This is a genomic window from Oceanobacillus sp. J11TS1 (genome assembly GCF_018333215.1).
Classification (GTDB): Bacteria; Bacillota; Bacilli; order Bacillales; family Amphibacillaceae; genus Oceanobacillus.
On the sequence record NZ_BORO01000037.1, the window covers coordinates 1 to 20,580 of the forward strand.

Here is a 20,580-nt window from a genome sequence, read left to right on the forward strand (position 1 = left end):
GGCCTATACTTACTAAAAACAAAAAAGGCTAGAGTGTGAAAAACTCTAGCCTTTTTTGTTATCACAATCGCTTATTTACTTCTTTTCTTACTTTTTCGTATTCTGTTTTACTAATACCAAGCGACTTTCTACGATTCTCATGTCCGAATCCGTGCTTACCTTGAATGACTTCTGTAGCCATTTGACTGATAGATTTAGACGTGGGTTTGGCACCTATTAAACGTTTATTTACTTCTGATTTTACTTTATTATACTCGCTTTTACTGATACCTAAAGACTTTTGGCGCTGAGCATGCCCGTTACCATGTTGACCTTTTAATACTTCATTAACCATTTGTGTAACAGATTTTTTAGATGCAGGTTTGGTTGTTGATCCAGTACGTTTATTCACTTCAGCACGCACTTTATCGTATTCTGATTGACTGATACCTAGACTTTTACGTCTGTTGGCATGTCCACTGCCATGTTTTCCAGCAATAACTTCATCTGCTAATTGGTCGATGGATTTCGTGATTTGTTTGGACCCTATTTTAGTTTCCTTGGGCTTGGATACTTTGGCGCCTTTAACCATATTAATAAAATCACTCCAGGTAACGCCTTGTTGGCCTGCTCTGATTTGAGCTGGGCAGTTTTTTCCTGACCAATCGTAATGCTGTTTAACACGATCAATAGTCAAATTATGCTTGTCCATTAGCTGTTTAACCAATTTAGCGCCATTTTCTACAGATTTTTTGTAATTCCCATCGCTATTAATACAAATCTCCACGCCAATGGATTGTGTATTCCCAGGACCTTGTCCATCACCACAATGCCAGCACTGCGCTGTATCTTCAAACGATTGATAAGCTTCTTTATCGTCCACAGTATAATGCCAAGATGCCGCTCTGCTATTACCGTTAGACTGTAATTTTGCATGTACCTTAGCATTGGCTCCTTTGTTCGTGTTACCTGTTTGATGGACGGTGATGTAATTGATTGGATTCTTGCCACCGTATGTTACATTGCTCGCTAGACCAGCGGATACGATTTGTTTTTTAACTTTTAACATAATATAAAACCTCCTCATAAATTAAAAAGAGCAGCCGAAGCTACTCTTTGTCCTTGTCTGTAAATTCTTCTTTAATTTCTTTAGTCATTGATTCACTCGAATTGTCAATACTTCTTAACCTATCAGCTAGTCCTTGTGGCACTAGAACCCCAACATCAGCTAAATTTTCAATAATACTGATACCTTCATTAGCAATATAAAAAAGCACCGTAGCATAAGCCACAGCGCCCTCTAATCCGAGTATTTGATCTACAACATTTGCCAGTATGATAACAACTAATACAAGTACCTTACGAGAGTACCCAAACAAGCTTTTTCGACTCCACAAGTTGCCGTTTTTCCAAGCCTTGAATACTCCTGTTACAATATCCAAAGCCATTAATAATAAAAGGAGATGGAGAAATTTAACTCCACCAAATAAATACATATGCGTTGCTTCCAAGTATTCCAAATTAACATCTCCTAACATTTAATTTTCCTCCTTTTTTGTTGCATGAAAAAAGCACCTCGTGTGAGATGCTTTTACAATTCAATCTATTCTTAATAGATGTGTGCATAATTCTCGTTGTTTAGGTTTCCAAACTCTACTTTTGACGGAAACACTTTCTTGCCTTGATAACTAAATAATTGTACATGTTCAGCCCAACCAGATAAATCGTTAGGCAACCGGTATGCTACAACTTGATCTTGTTTTTTTACAGTTATAATATGATCACGATTTAACCCCAAACTACCGACAGACAGCACTTCATAAACAACTCCGACTTCTTCGTCGCTTTGCAACACCGGTATATTCAATAGTTGATGTTTATTAATATCTCTGTATATTTTCGCACCTGCTTGATTAACAATATAATCTCCCATTTCATCCCCTCCTGCCTACTTATTCGACAAAAGGAGAGGGAATCCTTCTTTTAATTAAAATAAAAGACACCTCGTTTGAGATGTCAATTTGTCAATTAATTAATTCGATAGATATTTTACTAGCAGCTATATTGTTATCTCCACTATATTTTTCATTAATAAGATTAAATACATAGCCAAAATCATACCCCACACAATCAAATTCAATCGTATCTCCCTCTTTAGGGTATATTTTTACATTGTAATTACTTGCTGCTAGTTTGATACCGTCATTAAAGTTATTGATATAACCTTTTTTCATATTATCCCCTCCCACCATATCTATATCGGTATAGTAAGAGGGAATTTAAAGCATAAAAATAACGCTTATTCAGCGTTTTTCAATGCTTCTATTATTTTCCCTTGAATTTCCTCAAGTTTATCTTTGTTTTTCTCCGCAATGGATATCTGAATTCCAATCTCCGAACCATTAAACCCAAACATAAATCCAAGTGATTGTTTCCATTGAACAGGAGTATCGACTATTTTAAACTTAAGCCCCTTCACTTCACGCAAAGTTCCTGATACTATTCCCATATTGGTTCCTAATGATTCATCGGAAATAAAACCTCTGAAATTTGCACCTTCTAAATTCAATGTACCGTCTCCTTGCATAACTGTACTACCATTTAAACTTTCCAATTTTGACATGCTACCCCTCCTTATTATTTTTTCTTTGGCTTAGGTTGTTCTGCTGCCTCCTCATCCATTTCTTTTACCTGCTCGTCAAAATCATCATTTAACTCTTGTTGCAGTTCTTGATAGGCGATACTTACTGCTAATTTCTCTCCTGTCAAAATTCCAATTTCACTTTGCAAAGCTTGTATTAATTTGTTTTGGCGTTGTAATTGTTCTTGTAAGTGTTCTTTAGATAACTCCTGTTTGTTCGTCATTTATGACGCCCTTTCTTCGGTATGATTTTCTCTGTTTATGAGTTCTGTAATGGTACCCCCGCTGTTTCTTCTCATTTAACTCTTCTATTTTAATCAGTAAATACTGCAGCACTTTTTGATGAATGAAAGTAATGTTTCCAGAGTCCAGCGTCTCTTCGCTCCCTTTGAATAAATAATCTTTTTCTGCAATTAAATCATCTAGAATAATTCCAACTTTCTTATCAAAAAGAGTTCTTTGCCCATCTTCGTTCGATCGTTTATAATCAAAAATTTTCACATCATTTTTCATAACAAATTCCAGACAATCTTTTAGATCCAAGTCCTCTATATTTTCTTTGTATTTTCTCATGGAACGAATGTTAAGGTTGTTGTAAGAAACAGTATTTACCCAGATCTGATTAACATCCCTATACTCTCGACCTATCAAGTTAGACTCAATCACGTTTAAATATGCTGTATTTATACGGTTGTCTGGTCTTCCTATATTATAATAGTTCGGCGTACCAGTGTTTATTGGATAAAAGTCTACCGTGCCTTTATCGCCATACGTTAATTCCAATGTCCATCCTACGTTACTATTCTCATACTGATTTCGAAACAGAATATCTTTCGATGTCTCGATTCGACTAACACGTCTTAAATTTTCCGCAAAAACGTTTCTAAACGGTTGCTCCCGCACGCCGATATCATAAGTCATATCCGTGTTTACAATCGGTTTAAATACATTAGTGGTGCCAGATAAATCAAACTCAAATCCTTTATTCCACGCAACAGGAATATTCACCACTCTGAATCTTCTTCCCACTGCAGAATTTGAGCTATCGTCTTCGTTCATCCGTGCGTTGGTATTGGCAATAAAACCACGGAACCAACGATCGTCTGTAGCTCCAAAGTTGTCGCGAGACGTGCCTGTTGTACCCATGAAAATCACTGGATAATTTTCATTTATGGACGTTGTCAGTCCGATTCCAGCTGTCCTGCCGCCTAGCTCATACGTTAATCGGTTGCTTGTGGAAGTAAAGTCAATGGATGCTCCGCCACCTAATCTAAAACGAGTGCTTGCCATATCTAATTCACCGTTGTTCAAATTAAAGCTAGTCCGGCCATTTAGCGAAGACAATATTCCGCCTGCAATAAAGTCAGCAACCATAGTTCCTGTTACGATGGCACTAGCATTAACGCCTCGGCCTGCTATGATTGCTTCCGTGAAGGTGTTCCCTCCATCGTTTGAAACCCCTATTCCAGCACTATTAAATATCGTTAAATAATTAGGGTTCTTTTTGTCTTTAGCAACAATGCCATTCCCACCAAAAATAAGCTCTGTTTGAGCGTTCTGTAAGGCTTTTGTGGCATTTCTAACAGCTTCATCAAGAACACTGAAAGGAAGCTTTCTGCGCCCCTCAATTAATTCATTTATTTGTTTAGCAGCAGTGCTTAAATTAGATTGGTGGCGTTTGGATAATCCTTCTGAACCAATCGTGACATTTAAATCTAATATATATCCACGCCAGTCCTTGGTAACAGAAACGTAAACCACCCGCACTTCTTCATCTAAATCAATACGTTCGTCAATGGCAAAAACACGATCGCCTATTTGGGCTTGCATCAATGCGTATCCTTGACGGCTAATATCGTGTATATCTGCTGTGATACTGATTTTTAGTGAGTTCTCGACTAATTCCCTCAAGCCTCTATCCATTGTTGCTCTGTCGGTAATTCTGCCATCTTTGATTGGAGGGGCATGAAGTATTCCAATGCTTGGTATTTTAGCCAATGGAGAAGTGTATTCACGTACTAATTTCGCATTTTGCCAGTCGCTTGTTTCCCCATCTCCCTCACCTTCATTGCCGTAATCACCGTAGCCTTTCGCATACGTCCAAAAGCCACTACCGTCAATTTCTTTAACGATATTACTCGCATTTAACTGATGACGATATTGGATGGATGTATCACGTCCAATTCTGTGCTCAAGATATACTATATTCCCAACTATCCTAAACTCCATTTTGTAACGTTCCAACGCTCGCTTAAATGTTTCGAGACGTGATTCCCCTGCTCCAAATCCTTCCCATTGAACAGCATTAAACTTTCCTACAATGACAAATTCAAAAGGCATTCCCTCAAATATCCTGGAGAATGCCAATTGGGCTGTCATATGCTCGTTGTATTCTTTATAAATACGACTGTTGTCCAATTTGTGGAAGAACAATGGAATAGCCTTAATTTCAACTTTTAATCGTTTTTCTTTTACAGGTCTTGGGTTCGATACACCATTCACCACCTGTACAGGTGTTAACGAATGATGTTTCGATTTGTCATATTCCATCTTAGTGGAATGGGGACCAATGCCTTGCTTTTTACAATAAACAATCTTATGAACCACTTCATTATCGTCAATGACTTCCCACATTTCGGATATATCGTCTATAAATCTACTGTTAACTTTAGTGGGCAATACCGTGAACGTTAACGTCTGATTTCCGTTCAGCTCAAACTCATGCGTTGTCGTTGCTTGTAAATGATATTCTCTGCCGTTTAAATCACGAACAAACATGGTCTGACTCTTATATTCTTCTGCAGTAACATTCTCCATGAAATATTTAATGGAGGTCTTAAAGAATAAATACAAGCTAGCCGTACCATATTTAAATATTTCCGACTTAGTCAACGGCTCTATAAATTCATCATTCACATAAGCAGGTCTAACAAACTCCGTGATATAAGATAGAGTATGAGGCGTATAAGGATTGGACTGTCTAGCTGCGTAAGCTCTAGCTAATCCAGAGTCGGGAGCAAGAGGATTATTCCATATTGTCATTTGTTCTCCGGAATAATTCTCGAAAGAATCACGCCACAAATCTCTTACGTTGTCCGTCTCTCTTTGTCCATTTGCCATGATAAATTTATTTCCATACCCCACGCTGTATTCTGGCTGAAACATATGCATATCCAGGTAAGCAAAAGGTTTGTACTTATCAATTTGTCTTGCGGTATTAATAGATTCAGCTTGCGTTAGATCGTAAAAGTCACCGTTTAATTCTACATGACTAGAATTGTATCGGGCTGAATAATCATACTGCACATACTCATCCACAACGTGGTCCATTCCGTAAGGATTTATCATTGGAATATAGGCAATGCAAAAGTTGTTTAGTACAAAGTCTCTAAAACTGGTATCCGGAAAAGTATTGTCACGTAAATCCTCCATAAATTTCATAGAGTATTGCGTACCGTGCCACTCGGTGCCATGCATGCTTCCAGTGATAAAAAGGCAAGGCTTAGAAGCATTACCTAATTCAATTAAATACATGTCATAAGTTCCGCTTTGATCTTTGCCTATCGTATAAAACCTATCAAACTTTTCTATTCTTTCTACCACAGTTTCGTAATTTTGATATTCAACTGCACCTTTAAATTCGTAAGGAATATTAATCATTACTTCCACCACCCAAAAGCAAAAACAGCAGTGGTATAGGCGTTTGTTCCTTCAGCGTATCCATATTGATAGATTGATGCTGATGTTAGAGAGGGTCTGCCAGATATATCCGCCCATCTTGCATATGATAAAGCTTGTGCGCTTATGGACACAGGACGTTTTGCAAAAGGTTTAGGATAAGTCCAATCTCGCAGTTCTGAGCGCCATAAGCCGCCGGCTTTAATCATTGCCGTTTGCGCAAAAGGCTCCGCCCAACAATACTGGGTGCCGTCCGAATAACGAATGTACTCCCCGTTCGCATTGCTTCCTTTTTCAACTACTTTCACGACTTCATCAGCATCATTATAGATTTTCTTTTCTAGATCATTGATATTTTTTATTGCACTATCTTTAGCAGCGTTTGCCTTAGCTTGCGCTCCTTCTGGAGTTTCTCTTTTATTTATTTCAGCTTGCAAGCGTTGGTCTACTTCTGTTATTGCTGTGGAGTTAATTTGTTGTATCTCTACCCATGACAAGCCGTTATATCGATAAATAGGACTAACACCATTAACAGTTTCACGAATCATTCGTGTATCACCTGTTTGGGCATTGGGTGGTAAATCTGCAACAGTGTTAACAGGTTCTTTCCAGTTTAGTTTGACATCGTTTCTGATTTCGCTATAAATTTCATCTGTTATTTTTCCGGAGATGTTATTAACTGCTCTAAAAAGCTCTGTGTCATTATCGTTTATTGCATTCCTTGTTTCTCTATTCCATTGAGTTCCTATAATTTTTTGTGGCATAAATTATCCTCCTTTCAAAGGATTTTTGAACCTTATTTTCAGATATATAAATACGTCTTATTTTTCTTTTAAATCATACACATATTTATAATTCGTTTCCGTTCCGCATGGTTCATCTTCTTGCATTAAGATTTGAACTACGGTAGTTTGTTTCGTTTCCTCATCATAACTTGATTGAATTATCATCGCTCTTCCTCCTTAATCACATAAAAAAGCATCCGATAAGGATGCTTTAGTAAATTAGTTTTTCATACTGTATTTTGTGAGAGTTCAATGTTTCCGGAGCAATAAAATAAATTGCTTTAGTTATAAAACCTGTGTCACCTGTAGTAGTTTCGTGTTTAAAAACTCTTACTTTCTCATCATTCAAGAAAAATGAGTCTCCTAAATCAAAACCATCCCAACCTAAACCAACCTCATTTCTCCACTCGGCTATACCGCCTTTAAATAAGGTTTCCTGTTGATCAACTTTTTCATTGCTGAAATAGATGATTTCGATTCTTGCTTCAGGGTTAAATTTGTCACTCAACGTTTCTCCCTCCTTTCATCTACTTTATTCGACAAAAAGAGGGAAAATCCTTTTTTACTTAATAAAGCAAATGTATTTTAAATGTAATGTTTTACACCTTCTGACCAAGGGATATTATCCTCTTTAGTAGTTATTACCAAAGCATTATCAATTGAACCCAGTTTAAAAGAAGTGGACGAATCCTCACTTTTTAGTAAATCAAGGATTCTGTCCACTTTCTTTTCGATTCTGTCTAGTTGTGACGCTTCATATAGGTTTTTACTCATCACTCCGCCTCCTTACCCACAAATACAAGAGGGAAATCTTTATTCACACTTGCGTTCTTTATTTCCAATTCACCAGTATCCAAATCTAGCAATGTATTTCTATCATTACTTACAACTTTTTCACTCATCAATAACCTCTCCCTTATTTATAATAAAACGGAAAATCAAACATAATCTCCGCACTATTCGCTCCGGCAATGGAAAAAACATTCCAGCCAGGATCTAGCTGTATATACTTTCTGTTTGTACGCCTAAGCCCTTCTAGGTTGTTAATCCATATGTTAGCCCCGTCTAACGTAATGACATCAGCCATACTAACTTGTTCTGTGATCTTAAATGTCGACCCGTTTGTTAAATTATTTAGCTCAAAAAAGTTAGTTGATCTGTAGACGTTGGAAATATCAATCCGCAATTCTTGTTCAAACGGATGAATAGGTACATTGCCGGCATTATAGATTAAAAAAGTATCTCCTTTTTCGGCTTCGTGAGTGTATTTATGCGATTCCTCATCTGTCAGTAATCCCATTCCAAAGCCCCACAATTCACTGTCTGCGTTAATTCCATCGCGTTGGATGTCTTGAGTTGTGCCGATGGATTCAGCAAAAGGGAGTTGTTCTGTTATAAACGACACCTCTGCCTTTCCGTGCAATGGATCAATACGTCCGATCTCAAAATTGGAGTCAAGGATTGCTCTATACCGTTTTCCTCGTTCATATTTTTTTACAATATAAAAAGGAGTTCCATACCCGAATATCTCAAATATTCGGCTTTGCAATAAATAATAATCGGGTACATCTTGAGAAAACATCATTACTTCAAGATTAACCGGCCTTTGTTGATATTCCGCACCAACAAAAACAGGCGGAATACCATCTTCTCCGCCTGTCCATTTATTTTCAAATGGGATTGAAGGAAGGTTCAAGTTGGAAAAGACCAAATCCCTCGTATTAATTTCATTCATGTTTTCACCATAGAAGATCACCTGGTCAAATCTTTTTAAATCATTCAATCGAAATACCTCCCAACTTCATCCACTGCTTCTATTTGTTTGAATGGACCGTACATCACTTCTGCTACCTCATTACCATCAATGTTAATTGTCTTGCCCTCTTTAGTAACTTTTATCAGTTGTTCCGTTGTTCTAGCTATCCTTCTAAGTTCGGATAACATTTCTTTGCTTCCTTTATCATCAGTAAACCCTAATCTATTTCCTGTTTCTTTCCAAATACGCTGCTGACTCAGCCGCTTAGCTGGATCGTGACTAATAATTGATTCAGCCCAACCGCCTTCTGCAATCCAAGCAAGTTGTTTCATGTCCACTATACCGCCATCAGCATAGCCTTTTATGCGATTTAAATGTTTTTGGGCATATTTACCTTCTTTAAAGCCAAGTGATTTAGCATAATCATAACCAGCTAATAGATAAGGCTTTTGCTGCTTTTTGCTACCTAAATGCGTAGACCAGTCATTAAGCCAGTCACCGTCTTCTTCAATCGCTTTAAAGTATTTATCGGCTGCCGAACTACCGGACCTCAATTGATTTACCTTTTTGACAATCGCTGATTGCTTCGACTTTTTGGCATTTTTCTGCACTTGTGATGCAATTTTTTGTGCTTTTACTGCTTTGGTTTCAACCGATTTAATTTTTGTTTCTAACTTGCTTACAGCCTGACCGGTTGCTTTTTCAATCCGACTACCCATTGTATTAATGGATTTCGAAACGATAGAAATGATTTCACCGGCTTTTCTACCGAGTTGTTTAGATAGACTATTCTCTGTCTTGTCAATATTACCCGATAAGGACTTCTCCACTTGGTTAAAGCGTTTGAGCGATTTATCAGTGTTTGCTTGCGCTTGATTGGATAACTCATTTTTCTTGCTATCCATACCGTTATTAATGGCCTGTTTAGCTTCTTTTATCTGGTTAGACAGTGTTTCTCTTGCGTTTCTGACACCATCCACCATACGAGATAAGAAAGGATTCTGATTGATGATTTCTTGCGTTTGTACTCTTATTAATTCTTGAACAATAGATAGTCCATTTACAATACGGCCTTGATAATCAGCAATTGTTTCTTCGGATAACCCTAACCGTTTTCCGATTAAATTTAATACATCTGGTGATTTAGCTGGTCGATTATATTCTGCTGGTATGACTGCCTCGCCCTTATGCAGGTACGCCGGACCGTCCTCGGGAACATAATTTGTGCCTTGTTTATATTTACGCCCGCCTGTTGGACCCCAACCACGTTTACCATATGGCAAGTCCTTACGCCAATTTCTGTTATTGAAAAAGGCTAGTAATTGGTCATACCCACTATAAATGTTGTTATGACCAGGAACTTTATAGGCAGCAAAAGTCTGTGGGATGTATTGTAATAATCCTCTAGCTGGATTTCCTGCAGCTGTATTCACATCCCATACCGCAGATGATTGCACAATTTTCTCATTACCGCCCGATTCACGTTGAATCTGCGCAATAATTCCAGCTACTTCCGCATCCGTTACTGTTTCATTCATTTCAGCTGCTGCTTTTTTAACAACTATTCGCCATGCACTAGCTCCGCCGGATGGGGCGACACCTACACCTTCACCACCACCAAAACTTAATTGCTCTTTTACCCAGTCTACAGCTTTGCCTTTTATGGTTTTAAAGGCGCCCTTAGCAAGGTCAGCCATAGCGCCAACGCCATCCGGCATTACTGCGCCGACTTTTTTAAGCGCAATGTCTAATAATTTCCCTGGATTCTTAACGTAATCCCAAACATCACCTGTCCATTCAGCGACTTTTTTACCTGCGTCAACTGCTGTGTCTTTTGCTTTGTTGTACCCAGCGACGGTTGCATCTTTCGCTTTACCTACACCATTTTTAATACCGTTGCCTACTTTTCCAAAGAAATCCCCAACGCCGTTAGCGTACATAGGGATGTTTGATAACAATTCACGTGTTTTCTTAGCTGGTAAAACTTTTGTACCTTTTGGGAGATCTTGATATATGGTTGGTTTGTCAGCACTTAAAAACGATTGTCCATTTGGTAGGCTGACGAGTTCAGACCCGCTATTGTTTCCGGTTCCGTCGCCTAATACCGCATCGCCTCCGGGATGTCCTTTAGTTCCATGCGCATACCAAGCCAGTTTATCTTCCGGCTTCCAAGTTCCAACGATGTCATCGAGACCAAGTTTTTTAGCAACCCAATTCACAGCTTTACCGACACCGTTAACCGCGTCAGCAATTCCGTCAACCATTTTCCGGCCGAGTTCCAAGGCTCCGTCTTTGAGTTTTCCAGCTCCATCAACGAGTTTATCCTTCATGTTACCCGGCATATCCTTGACCTTTTGGATCATGTCGGATACATATCCCGAAACATCATCTTTAATGTTGCTAAATGTCGTCGCGACCTTACTTTTAAATTCTCCAAATTTATCCAATGACCATTTAACGCCATCTCGCACCGGATTAATGATATTATCCTTGATTTTATTCCAGGTTGAGCGCGCCGTATCACGGATGCCGGAAAAAATACTAGAAACCGTATCACGTAAACTAGTAAATCGACCGCGAACAAAATCATAGATTCCTTTTATAATTGGTTTAAAGATTCCGTTCCAGATAAAATTCCAGATTTTCGACAAGAAATTTTGGATTCCTGTTGTTAAATTTGAGATTGTGTTTCCCATGGATGTGAAGCGATTTTTAACAAAATCAACAATCCATTTTATGACAGTCGAAAATGTATTTTTTATTCCGGTCCACATAGTAGAAAAGAATCCGGCGAAACTTTTTACGAAAGCTAATCCACCTTTAAGAATTTTCCCAAAGAAGGAAAGCTGAATGAAATTCCAAATAAATTGGACGGCTCCAGATAGCACTTGCTTGATGCCTTCCCACATTTTTGACCAATCGCCAGTAAAAAGGCCGGAGAAAACCTTAACGGCTCCCATAATGATATTTAGCGCCCCGTCTATCACGCCTTTTATGTTTGACCAGATCATTTTTACTATTGCAAGCGCTAATTTTAGCGCAATTTCAATTGTTTTTTTAATAAACGGAAACGCAAATTGAACAGCGGAAACAAGCGCATTTATAATCGGTTCTGCCACTTTCCAAATTCCGGAAAAAATATTTTGAAAAGATTGGAGTAATTGCGCTCCGTTTGAGTCCCAGAATTTTTTAATATCGGAAATCTTTTCTTTGACAAAATCCATCGCTGCACCAAACGCCTGCACTATTAAATCTTTTGCTGTGGAAAATCCATTTTTAATAGAATCTATAAAGCCAAGGAAAGATTCATTCGTAGTTAAAAATTCTTTAACTTTCTTGTAAGCTTCGACAAAAGCATCCTTTAATTTATCTACAAAGTTCCGGAAAGTCTCGGACTTTTTATAAGCAACTGTAAATATTGACGCGAGTGTAGTAATAATACCTATTACTATGCCCACTGGACCTGCTAAGAAACTAAATCTGCTCCCTAAAGTCTTGAGCGCTCCTGTCATTCCGGATTTCCCACTGATAAACCCTATGCCTTTTGATATAACTTTGAAAAAGCCACCTATCGGATTAAGTGCCTTGCCTATCGCTCCAACCAATAGCCCTATTACAGTTAGGACGGGTCCGATACCAACAGCTACCGCACCACCTACCAACGCGACTTTATTAATAATCTGTTGGACAGTCGGGGATAGGTCATCGTAAGCCGATTTAACAGACTTTACTTTATCTACGAAACTAGCGAACATTTCTCCTAGTTTTTCTCCGGCTTTTTCTGCGAAGTCTCCCATTCCATCAAGATTTTCCGTTAGATCAGCTATCAGTGGTTTAAGTTGCGAAAAGAATCCACCGCCTTTACCGCCAGCGTCTAAAAACGAAGCGCCAAGGCGACCAACTGCCGCCCACATATTAGCTATTCCGGCAGTAAATGATTCTTCTCCAATTTTTTGAGAAGCACCACCAATATTATTTTCGATGGCTTTTAGAAACATTTCGGATGAAATCTTTCCTTCAGACGCCATTTCTTTAACTTCAGATGCTGCCACTCCAGCTTCTTCACCTAGCCATTGGTAAATAGGAATACCTCTATCCGATAGCTGATTAAGGTTATCCGTATAAGCGACTTGAGAAGTCTGTACTTGGTTGATAATAGAACCCATCTCAGACATGGACGATCCAGCTATGGCTGCCGCATCTCCTGTGAGAGATAGATATCTTGTTAGTTCTTTCCCTGGTTCGATTCCAGCCGCCACTGCACTTGCTGCGGTTGTCGCAGCTTCGTCCATACCAAACGATGTGCCTTTAACTGCATCCATCGCGGAACCCATTATTTTTTCTACACTTTCAGCGTCGTGGCCAAGTCCTTTCAACTTAGCTTGGGCAGTGTCTATTCCTACGAGTCGACCAAATCCTTTAACTAGCGCTAAACCCGCTAACGCTCCTACCGCAGCTGTGGCGGGTTTAGTAATTTTATTTGTTAAACTATTACCAGTTTGCTTGAGACCACTTCCGAAAGAGTCTAGCTTTTTACCGGTCGATTGCAAAGTATTGCCGATGCTGTCGAAACTCTTTTGTGCTTTTACACTTAAATTGTGAAAATGCTTTGAAATTCCACCTGTAGATTTCGACATTTTATCTGATGCTTTGTCAGTAGTCGACTGCAGTCCGTCAACCTCTTTTTTGACTCCTCGGATAGTGGACTTCATGCTATTAGCTTTAGCGACAAAGGAAGCACGCAACTCTCTAATAGTTGCCATAGTTTACCTCCCTTCTAATAAATTTTGTTGCTCTATCACCTCGTTAGGGTCAAAATCCCATTCATATTGTTCTGAAGGTCCTTTTTCCTTTCGGTTCTTAGGCCTCAACTTGTTTTCAAATTCTTTTCTAGCTCTCGCAAACTCTGGAGTCGGTTTTTCTTGCTGTTGAGCGAAAATATTTGAAAGATATTGAATGTACATTTTTGCTTTTTCATGTTCTGCTTCTGCCTCTTCCTTTTCTAAGGCCATATCCATAAATTTCAGCAGTTCAACGACAGGACTGTTTATGACTTCATTTCGTCCGCCTAACGATTTTCCAAGCTTGAAGATAAACGCTTCTTCTATGCTTGCGCTTGTCCCGTCGCTTTCTTGGCTTTCGTGATAAAGCTCATCGCTGACTTCGTGGCGGAAAAAGACTTTTTTGCTCTTTTCCAAAGCTTTTCGATGTTGTTTACTTCGATTACGGCATCGTAAATATCAAACGCATCTTCTGCCGGCTGGCTCATGAGCGTATCTTTTTTCACTCCAGATAAAATAGATAAGAGTTCAAAAGCTTTATCTGGAATATTAATTAGCACAACTTCAAATGCGCCGGATAGACGAGTGATAATGAATTCTGGAGTAACTTCGGTATCCTGGATCTCTTCTGTGGATAGTTCCGCCAGAATGCCCTTTAGTGATTCATCATTCTGCGCTAGGTCAATGATCTCTTTAATGACCTTTAATGCATCCTTGAATTGAAATAAATTTAGGGGTTCAACTTCGTGCTGTTCTGTTTGGACTGTACTGCCTTCTTTGATCTTTAAATTTACTTTCATTTTGATTCCTCCAATGTATAGTTGATAAAAATAAAAAGAGCAGGGGATCCCTACTCTCCACTAATTAATGCTTTTAGCGCAGCTACCTCTTCTTCTGTGAATTGTGGTTCTGCATTTTGTCCCGGGTCGCCTTTCGGTCCCTGTGGCCCTCGGTCGCCTTTATCGCCTTTTGGACCTTGTGGACCTGGTTCGCCTTTAATGGATTCTACTCCACTAAGAGAAACAGGCATTGGTGTATCTGCAGAAATAACTACTGGATCACCGTTTTTGTCATAATACTGTGGCGATCCTACTTTGGAGCCGTAAACTTCTGTATATAAAATGTCTTTATCTGATTTAGGCACTGTTTTTCCTCCTCTTGATTTATCGCCACTCAACCAAAGAAATTAGCAAGCGCTGGCTGTTGAATGGCGTTTATTGGTTTGGGGTTTCACCAGCCTCGGCATTGGGGTCAATCGCGCCACGGTAGAAGAAGTTACCTTCCTTGGATGCGTCAAAACCTTCACGAGGTAACATCGTCAAAGTGATAGTTACGTTACCCTGTTCTGGGTTATATTCGCGCTCAAATCCTTCTGTACTTGACATATTGTAAATCGTCCAGTCCATATCTTTAACGCTTTCCGGCAATATTCGCGGATGGATTCGCACTTTGCGGCCTTTTAACTTAGAGCCAATTTTGGCATCTGTCACACCTGGTTCACCGCCATTCGGATTTTCAACTGGAACTGTGGATGCGAGCGCAAGTTCAAGTATTTTGGCATCTTCTTGTCCAGCAACGATGGTAACTTGACCTTCCCATCCGGATAAACGTTTCTCAACAGGTGTTTCACCGAAATCGGCAAATGTAATATCTTGATACTGTGGTGTTAGGGAAAGTGAACCACCCTCAGCTTGCAAATAATCCTTACCATCAAATTTAATCTGATCAGCACCTTCGCCGATGGTAATATCAGCTAAACCATAAATATATTCTTGTTTTTCAGCCATTTATTTCTTCCTCCTTATTTTCAACTAAAGTAACGTCAAAATTGACGCTGTAATCCATGACATCGTTCTCCACTCCTAGCGGAATTGGCTCCGATGCCGCCTTAACTAAAAAAACGCGATAGCTTTTGGTTGCTACCACGTTTCCGTCTTTCTCAAATTCAACTGTTACATATTCATTTTCGAGCTTGTGCAACGCATCAAATACAGCTTGTGCAGCATACTCCGCATAATCCCAGTCGGACGATGAAATATAAACCATATAGCGTGGGTATCTGGTCGGGACATCGTATTCTCCGGGTTTTCCACCGCCTTCGTAATAAACAGTGCCCGTGTTATCGTTCGCCGTCTTATAATCTACTGTCCACTCTAAGTCTGGTAGTATAAGCTGTAATTTTTTCATTAAATGATATTGAATCAACTTATCTACCTCCTAACGTTCTTTCGAGTGCGTCAGCCATAATCTTCTCAAAATCATCTTCCGTTAGGATAATGGCGCGTTCTAGATACTTTCTACCAGGCTTTTCGCCGCGCCAGTTTGGTTTATCCCTTGTTCTTCTCCCTCTACCGTCAACATAATACCCTTCTTTAAGGACTCCTCTATCATATTTATCATGCACGCCATATCTGTAAGGCTCTTCGTGTCGTCTGAAAGCATACTCTAAATTAGTCCCTATCTCTCCAATGATTCTATCCTCTTCTTTTCGAGGCTTTTTAGCAGTGAGTCTTTCTTCCAATTCACCTTCATCCCGATGAACTAACGCTTTCGCCCCTTCCTCTGCCAATTCAAGGTAATCATTCATGGCTTTTTTGAGATTTTTCTCAAGTTCTTTATTCATGCCGCCTAACTCATTGCTAAACTCTTTCAAACCTTCCCAAACAATTTTTATTTCATCAGCCATCGCAATACACCGTCCTGTAATAGACTTTTGTGCCAGCTAGATTAATAGCCTCATCTTTCGAGATAATCGCTCCAGTGACCTTATTTCCATTGATGTCGGTGTATTCGTAGCTAGCACCTACTGTTGGGTTAAACGACACCGGCAAGTCAATTTCTACTGATGTTCGTCTTTCCTCACCTTTGGCGTCTTTGACGATATTTGACTTGAATTGCACCCGAGCCTTTGACTGTTTTAGTTCTGTTTTTGGCTTGCCATACTTGTCTTTGATTGGATTTCCTTCATCATCATAAACTGGATAATCAAACCAAACCTTCTGGCGCATAGGTGGCCTCATATTAATCTACCTACCTTCGCACTTTTGGTTCTAGGTTCTCCTAAGATAGCAATAACTGACGGCGCAATTTCCCCACCTTCAAACGTGACAGAAACACCCTTCACAGAGTACGATTTAATGCCGTGTCGTTTGAGTTTAGCATACTCCTCATCTTCACCCTCGATTGAATATAAAACTTGCAGAGCGACCGCTCTATCCGTTATATCCCTCTCTTTGTAGTGGTCTTTGAGTAATTCATGCGAAGAAAAGATGATTTTGTCTTGTTCCTCTTCCACAAGCGCTAAAAAATCATCATTTCCAGGCATCTTATCGATATACGCTTTAATAGATTCGTTTGTAATCATGTGATCACTTCGTTTCTTTTTGTTCTTCTTTCTTGCTAGATGATTTATCTGCAGCACCTTTAGTATCTTTTTTGACTTCGATAACTTTATCTTTTAAAAAGTCAGCTTGTTTTGCTGTCAAATCGAGTTCCTCTCCAGGTTTAACGATTTTTCCTTTGTGAGCTAAATAAGCGTTTGCTGTATATTTTGGCATGTGTATGCCCTCCTTTTTTTGTAAATTAAAAGAGCGCCTGTTTAGACGCTCATAGTTACGATTGCTTTTTTACGCTTCAATGCAGGGAAAGCTGTTTCACCAACAATAACGGATTGTTCTGGTGGGTCATTTTTGATTGATGGTTTCGCAAACTTGCCTGGTGCATAATTATTCTCTACGGTTGGACCAATCATTGTTTTTCCTAGATCAGCGCCTAGCAAAACAATTTTGTTGTCATCTAACAGTTGCACTTCTTCATCGCCAACGACAATAACATCATCATTGATTTGATAAGGTGGTAATCCCAATGCGTTGAAAGCATTTTGTACATCTGTTTTGGTTAACAGACGTTGGCCGTTGTCTTTTCCATAAATTTGAGTGCGGATTTGTTCGTTATTCAACAACAACGCCTCTGTAGCGCTTGTGATATGCATAACCACAGGTTTCTGTCGCTGATTCATTTTCTTGAACTGCTCTACAGCAACTTGGATGTCACTTAATGGTGTTGCCCCTACATCACCCCATGAAGTTGTAGCAGTAAGTTTATTTTCTGCAGGCATTCCGAAATCAATGTCTAAATGAATGTCATTTTCGTCATCGTTATATACAAGTCGTCCATTATAGATAACCTGCGCACGCAAATACTCTTTAATATCATCCACACCTTGTGACAATTCGTCTGTAGAAGTGTAAATGCCTTCGATGACTGCATTTGCCTCTTGTTCTGCTCGCGGTCGGTTGTATTGCAGTAATTGAGTTTCATCCAACCGGAAGCCGTGTTGTACTTTCGCTACTTGACCAAAAGCACGCTCTTGCTCCGCAGTGTCTCTTAATGGAGCACTAGCGTTCCATCCAGTGATAGATGCGGCCGGAGCATATTTCCCATTGATAACATTATAAGCAAAATTAATATCATAGACAGGTTCTTCCGGCATAAAGCTAGCTAACAAATATTCTCTTGCTGGTGGTACGTTTTGTACGTATCCAGTTAATTGCGGTTGTTGAAATTCATTCAAATGTAATGGCATGTATTATTCCTCCTTCATTACTTACGCATCAAAGCGTAGGTATCCTTTCACTTCTTGTTTAAATCCTTCTGTCACACCTGTGCAATTGGCTTCTAACGGATGCCCTGCTACAAGTACACCCACAACAGGATTGGAGTTTGGCACAAGCTTTACATCATGGGATGTTAATCCTGCACCTTCTCGCGCATCCCCTTCGCCCGCATCAGTCCAAGGTAGATATAATCCATCTTCTCCTAGATAAACTGCTGTACCGGCTTTTACATAACCGTTTTCTGCAACTGCTGTAAAAGCAGAAGCGTCTAGCGTCGCTCCACCTGTCTTATATTCAGTTCCAACAGTGTTACGTAAGAATTCTTTTTGTCCAAAAATCTTCTGATATGTTGGCTGTAAATTCATTATTTTTCCTCCTTCTTATGTCGTTCTAAAGCCCGTTGTTTTCCGGCTTCGTATGGGTCAACTTCTTTAGGTGTATTTGTCTTTTGTTTAGCTCCTGGATTAAAATTAGAACTTGATGGCGTCGTTCCTTCCTCACTCACGAACAAGTACCCATCACTTTCTTTCAATCCCTCCAATTGCTCTGACAACCCTTTGATTTTCCCATCATCGTCTAACTTGATCACTTCGGTATCCAGTAAAGCTCGGACTGCTTTTGGATTCCTCGCTTTAGCTGTCATTAACTCTCTTTCGAGTTCATAGTTAAACTTTTGTTCACGTAATTTTTGCTCATAAGATTCCTTGGCTTGAGCATTAGCTTCTTTCAAAGAATCAATAGTAGCTTGTAATTCCTCGTTGCCTTGCGCCTTCCCTCGCAAACTCTCAAGCTGTGTATCACGTTCGGACAGTTGTTCTTTTAACGAATCTCTTTCTGACTGCGCGCTTGTCAGTTCTTCTTTCGTTTGATTAACAGTTTGACCGTGTGATTTCATTACAGCTTCTATTTGCTCGTCATTAAGGCCAAGTTCTTTCAATTCTTCTCTATTCATTAGTTAATCCTCCTACATATTTTTAACGAGAATGACCTCGATGGATTAGCACTTTAACGCTGTGCGGGCGAATGATTTCATAATAAAAAAGCCTTTTAATGACGTGCTTAGGTCAAAACATGTAACCATATTACGGAAACAAGACGCCTTTTCTACACATGGTAAATAGGCAAGGTTGTCCAAACATGCTCTTTTATCGTCTAGGGTAACGAACCCTCATTGCACACATGCCTGCTCACAAAGTCGCGATAAAAGAAGACATAATTAAAGCACCTAACGCTTGTCTGCTAGGTGCTGTTAATCAAATATAGAAACACTATTCTTAAATATTTCTTTCAATTCATCAGAATAATTGAAACGTTTCTGATTGATTTCAATACTCTTATTTAAGTCGCCATCGTTATGGCGTAATGTCGCTGCCTTCCAGTCGCAAAACATTTCAATGATATCTAATAAATCCATGCCTTTTATACCTTCTTCATAATGCTCTGGATGATGACTGTTATTAGCATAATGATGGTCTAGTGCTTTTTTCATACCTTTGAGATTTTCTTCATATTCATCAGAACCATATGTGCTAGATGCTAATTTAGGCGTATATTCAGTAAATGTTTCAATCTCTGGACTATTCAACTTTGATGCATCATGAACACGCGCTCTTTCCGTCAGTTCAATAATGACTCTGCTTAGTTGCCTTCTAACTTGGTTAATATGCTCCATTGTATCTTTCTTGCAGTCTTCTTCCGTATATTTCAACCTCTCCCCCCCTCTCAAATTTACAAAGGCTACCCACCTAGTAGCTAGGAAATAGATTGGACCCCTCCTTCTATTCCCAAGGCTTTTTCTTTCCAACTGATTTATAAAACGGCTCATGATTCTTCTTTTGTTCAAGAAATGTTTGCATGGTCATTTGGTCTGGAGGAACATAATCTTTGATTAATCCCGAATCCGTCAACGATTCTTTAAGGGTGAGCCAAAAATCTGTAACAGCACGTTTGAGTTGTTGAAGCGCTTCTGTGAAAGTAAGTCCGTGTACATTTGCATATTCTTCCGCTACTCGCTCAAGTTCCTTTTCCTCATGAGTTTTCATTTAACCACCACCTCTACTAATCTGCTGCGCCAAACTCCTATACTCTGACTGCAACTCTTGAAATTTAGTAGTATTTTGGCGCTTCATTCTTCTAAACGCACTTAAAGATTTAGGGGCATCATCTCCAAGCAATCCTCGCCACCTAGCGAATTGCTTCTTCTCTTCATTTGCACGCCTTCTCGCCTCTTGTTCCTGTTCATAGGCTCTTTTCTGCGCCGGTGTTCTGGTATCTTTTTCAGCATCAAAATTAGAGGATTTGCTTTTAGCATCCTTAATTTCTTCCTCGGATTTAAACTGAATTG

Annotated in this window: 28 protein-coding genes; all 28 read right to left on the reverse strand. The window is 39.3% G+C overall.

Features of this window, described 5'->3' with window-relative positions; translation table 11 throughout:
* Positions 1-61: 61 nt before the first annotated feature.
* On the reverse strand, positions 62-1,048 hold the full coding sequence (locus KI343_RS18150; RefSeq protein ID WP_212927831.1) for an N-acetylmuramoyl-L-alanine amidase: 987 nt from the start codon (positions 1,046-1,048) through the stop codon (positions 62-64).
* A 40-nt stretch (positions 1,049-1,088) separates the two neighbouring features.
* Entirely contained in the window at positions 1,089-1,517 is a 429-nt protein-coding gene (locus KI343_RS18155) for a phage holin family protein (protein ID WP_212927832.1), read from the reverse strand.
* Positions 1,518-1,588: 71 nt separating this feature from the next.
* Complete coding sequence (locus KI343_RS18160; protein WP_212927833.1) at positions 1,589-1,912, reverse strand: hypothetical protein; 324 nt, start codon at positions 1,910-1,912, stop codon at positions 1,589-1,591.
* A gap of 91 nt (positions 1,913-2,003) precedes the next feature.
* Positions 2,004-2,213 carry a hypothetical protein gene (locus KI343_RS18165; RefSeq protein ID WP_212927834.1) on the reverse strand — a complete coding sequence of 70 codons (210 nt, stop codon included), beginning with the start codon at positions 2,211-2,213 and terminating at the stop codon, positions 2,004-2,006.
* Between the two features lie 65 nt (positions 2,214-2,278).
* Positions 2,279-2,602 (reverse strand): hypothetical protein, encoded by a 324-nt coding sequence (locus KI343_RS18170; protein ID WP_212927835.1) that lies wholly within the window; start codon positions 2,600-2,602, stop codon positions 2,279-2,281.
* A 14-nt stretch (positions 2,603-2,616) separates the two neighbouring features.
* A complete protein-coding gene (locus tag KI343_RS18175) occupies positions 2,617-2,844 on the reverse strand; it encodes a hypothetical protein (protein ID WP_212927836.1) in 228 nt (75 codons plus the stop codon).
* Positions 2,819-6,280 (reverse strand): phage tail protein, encoded by a 3,462-nt coding sequence (locus tag KI343_RS18180; protein ID WP_280530153.1) that lies wholly within the window; start codon positions 6,278-6,280, stop codon positions 2,819-2,821. The genes KI343_RS18175 and KI343_RS18180 overlap by 26 nt, the downstream gene beginning before the upstream one ends.
* Entirely contained in the window at positions 6,280-7,062 is a 783-nt protein-coding gene (locus KI343_RS18185) for a hypothetical protein (RefSeq protein ID WP_212927838.1), read from the reverse strand. Before KI343_RS18185 ends, KI343_RS18180 begins: the two co-directional genes overlap by 1 nt.
* Positions 7,063-7,119: 57 nt before the next feature.
* On the reverse strand, positions 7,120-7,248 hold the full coding sequence (locus tag KI343_RS20400) for a hypothetical protein (RefSeq protein WP_280530150.1): 129 nt from the start codon (positions 7,246-7,248) through the stop codon (positions 7,120-7,122).
* Positions 7,249-7,294: 46 nt separating this feature from the next.
* Positions 7,295-7,591, reverse strand: coding sequence for a hypothetical protein (locus KI343_RS18190; RefSeq protein WP_212927839.1), 297 nt, complete (start codon positions 7,589-7,591; stop codon positions 7,295-7,297).
* Positions 7,592-7,668: 77 nt separating this feature from the next.
* Complete coding sequence (locus KI343_RS18195; protein WP_212927840.1) at positions 7,669-7,857, reverse strand: hypothetical protein; 189 nt, start codon at positions 7,855-7,857, stop codon at positions 7,669-7,671.
* Complete coding sequence (locus KI343_RS20405; RefSeq protein WP_280530151.1) at positions 7,857-7,985, reverse strand: hypothetical protein; 129 nt, start codon at positions 7,983-7,985, stop codon at positions 7,857-7,859. The genes KI343_RS18195 and KI343_RS20405 overlap by 1 nt, the downstream gene beginning before the upstream one ends.
* Before the next feature lie 14 nt (positions 7,986-7,999).
* Positions 8,000-8,866 (reverse strand): phage tail domain-containing protein, encoded by an 867-nt coding sequence (locus tag KI343_RS18200; protein ID WP_212927841.1) that lies wholly within the window; start codon positions 8,864-8,866, stop codon positions 8,000-8,002.
* Positions 8,863-13,602 (reverse strand): tape measure protein, encoded by a 4,740-nt coding sequence (locus tag KI343_RS18205; protein ID WP_212927842.1) that lies wholly within the window; start codon positions 13,600-13,602, stop codon positions 8,863-8,865. The genes KI343_RS18200 and KI343_RS18205 overlap by 4 nt, the downstream gene beginning before the upstream one ends.
* Before the next feature lie 3 nt (positions 13,603-13,605).
* Entirely contained in the window at positions 13,606-14,037 is a 432-nt protein-coding gene (locus KI343_RS18210; RefSeq protein WP_212927843.1) for a hypothetical protein, read from the reverse strand.
* On the reverse strand, positions 13,944-14,420 hold the full coding sequence (locus KI343_RS18215) for a hypothetical protein (RefSeq protein WP_212927844.1): 477 nt from the start codon (positions 14,418-14,420) through the stop codon (positions 13,944-13,946). Before KI343_RS18215 ends, KI343_RS18210 begins: the two co-directional genes overlap by 94 nt.
* 50 nt (positions 14,421-14,470) lie before the next feature.
* Positions 14,471-14,764, reverse strand: a complete 294-nt coding sequence (locus KI343_RS20410) for a hypothetical protein (protein WP_280530152.1) — start codon at positions 14,762-14,764, stop codon at positions 14,471-14,473.
* Positions 14,765-14,834: 70 nt separating this feature from the next.
* Positions 14,835-15,407: a hypothetical protein gene (locus KI343_RS18225; RefSeq protein ID WP_212927845.1), complete on the reverse strand. Its 573-nt coding sequence runs from the start codon at positions 15,405-15,407 to the stop codon at positions 14,835-14,837.
* Positions 15,400-15,825, reverse strand: a complete 426-nt coding sequence (locus KI343_RS18230; RefSeq protein WP_212927846.1) for a minor capsid protein — start codon at positions 15,823-15,825, stop codon at positions 15,400-15,402. The genes KI343_RS18225 and KI343_RS18230 overlap by 8 nt, the downstream gene beginning before the upstream one ends.
* Position 15,826: 1 nt before the next feature.
* Positions 15,827-16,306 (reverse strand): HK97 gp10 family phage protein, encoded by a 480-nt coding sequence (locus tag KI343_RS18235; RefSeq protein ID WP_212927847.1) that lies wholly within the window; start codon positions 16,304-16,306, stop codon positions 15,827-15,829.
* Complete coding sequence (locus KI343_RS18240; RefSeq protein WP_212927848.1) at positions 16,299-16,628, reverse strand: hypothetical protein; 330 nt, start codon at positions 16,626-16,628, stop codon at positions 16,299-16,301. The genes KI343_RS18235 and KI343_RS18240 overlap by 8 nt, the downstream gene beginning before the upstream one ends.
* 8 nt (positions 16,629-16,636) lie before the next feature.
* Positions 16,637-16,984 (reverse strand): hypothetical protein, encoded by a 348-nt coding sequence (locus KI343_RS18245; RefSeq protein WP_244857091.1) that lies wholly within the window; start codon positions 16,982-16,984, stop codon positions 16,637-16,639.
* A gap of 4 nt (positions 16,985-16,988) precedes the next feature.
* Entirely contained in the window at positions 16,989-17,177 is a 189-nt protein-coding gene (locus KI343_RS18250; RefSeq protein ID WP_212927849.1) for a DUF7210 family protein, read from the reverse strand.
* A gap of 41 nt (positions 17,178-17,218) precedes the next feature.
* Positions 17,219-18,205, reverse strand: coding sequence for a major capsid protein (locus KI343_RS18255; RefSeq protein ID WP_212927850.1), 987 nt, complete (start codon positions 18,203-18,205; stop codon positions 17,219-17,221).
* Between the two features lie 21 nt (positions 18,206-18,226).
* Entirely contained in the window at positions 18,227-18,601 is a 375-nt protein-coding gene (locus KI343_RS18260; protein WP_212927851.1) for a hypothetical protein, read from the reverse strand.
* On the reverse strand, positions 18,601-19,188 hold the full coding sequence (locus tag KI343_RS18265) for a phage scaffolding protein (RefSeq protein ID WP_212927852.1): 588 nt from the start codon (positions 19,186-19,188) through the stop codon (positions 18,601-18,603). Before KI343_RS18265 ends, KI343_RS18260 begins: the two co-directional genes overlap by 1 nt.
* Positions 19,189-19,485: 297 nt before the next feature.
* Entirely contained in the window at positions 19,486-19,944 is a 459-nt protein-coding gene (locus KI343_RS18270; protein ID WP_212927853.1) for a DUF5662 family protein, read from the reverse strand.
* 70 nt (positions 19,945-20,014) lie between these two features.
* Complete coding sequence (locus KI343_RS18275) at positions 20,015-20,278, reverse strand: hypothetical protein (RefSeq protein WP_212927854.1); 264 nt, start codon at positions 20,276-20,278, stop codon at positions 20,015-20,017.
* Positions 20,279-20,580 lie beyond the last annotated feature (302 nt).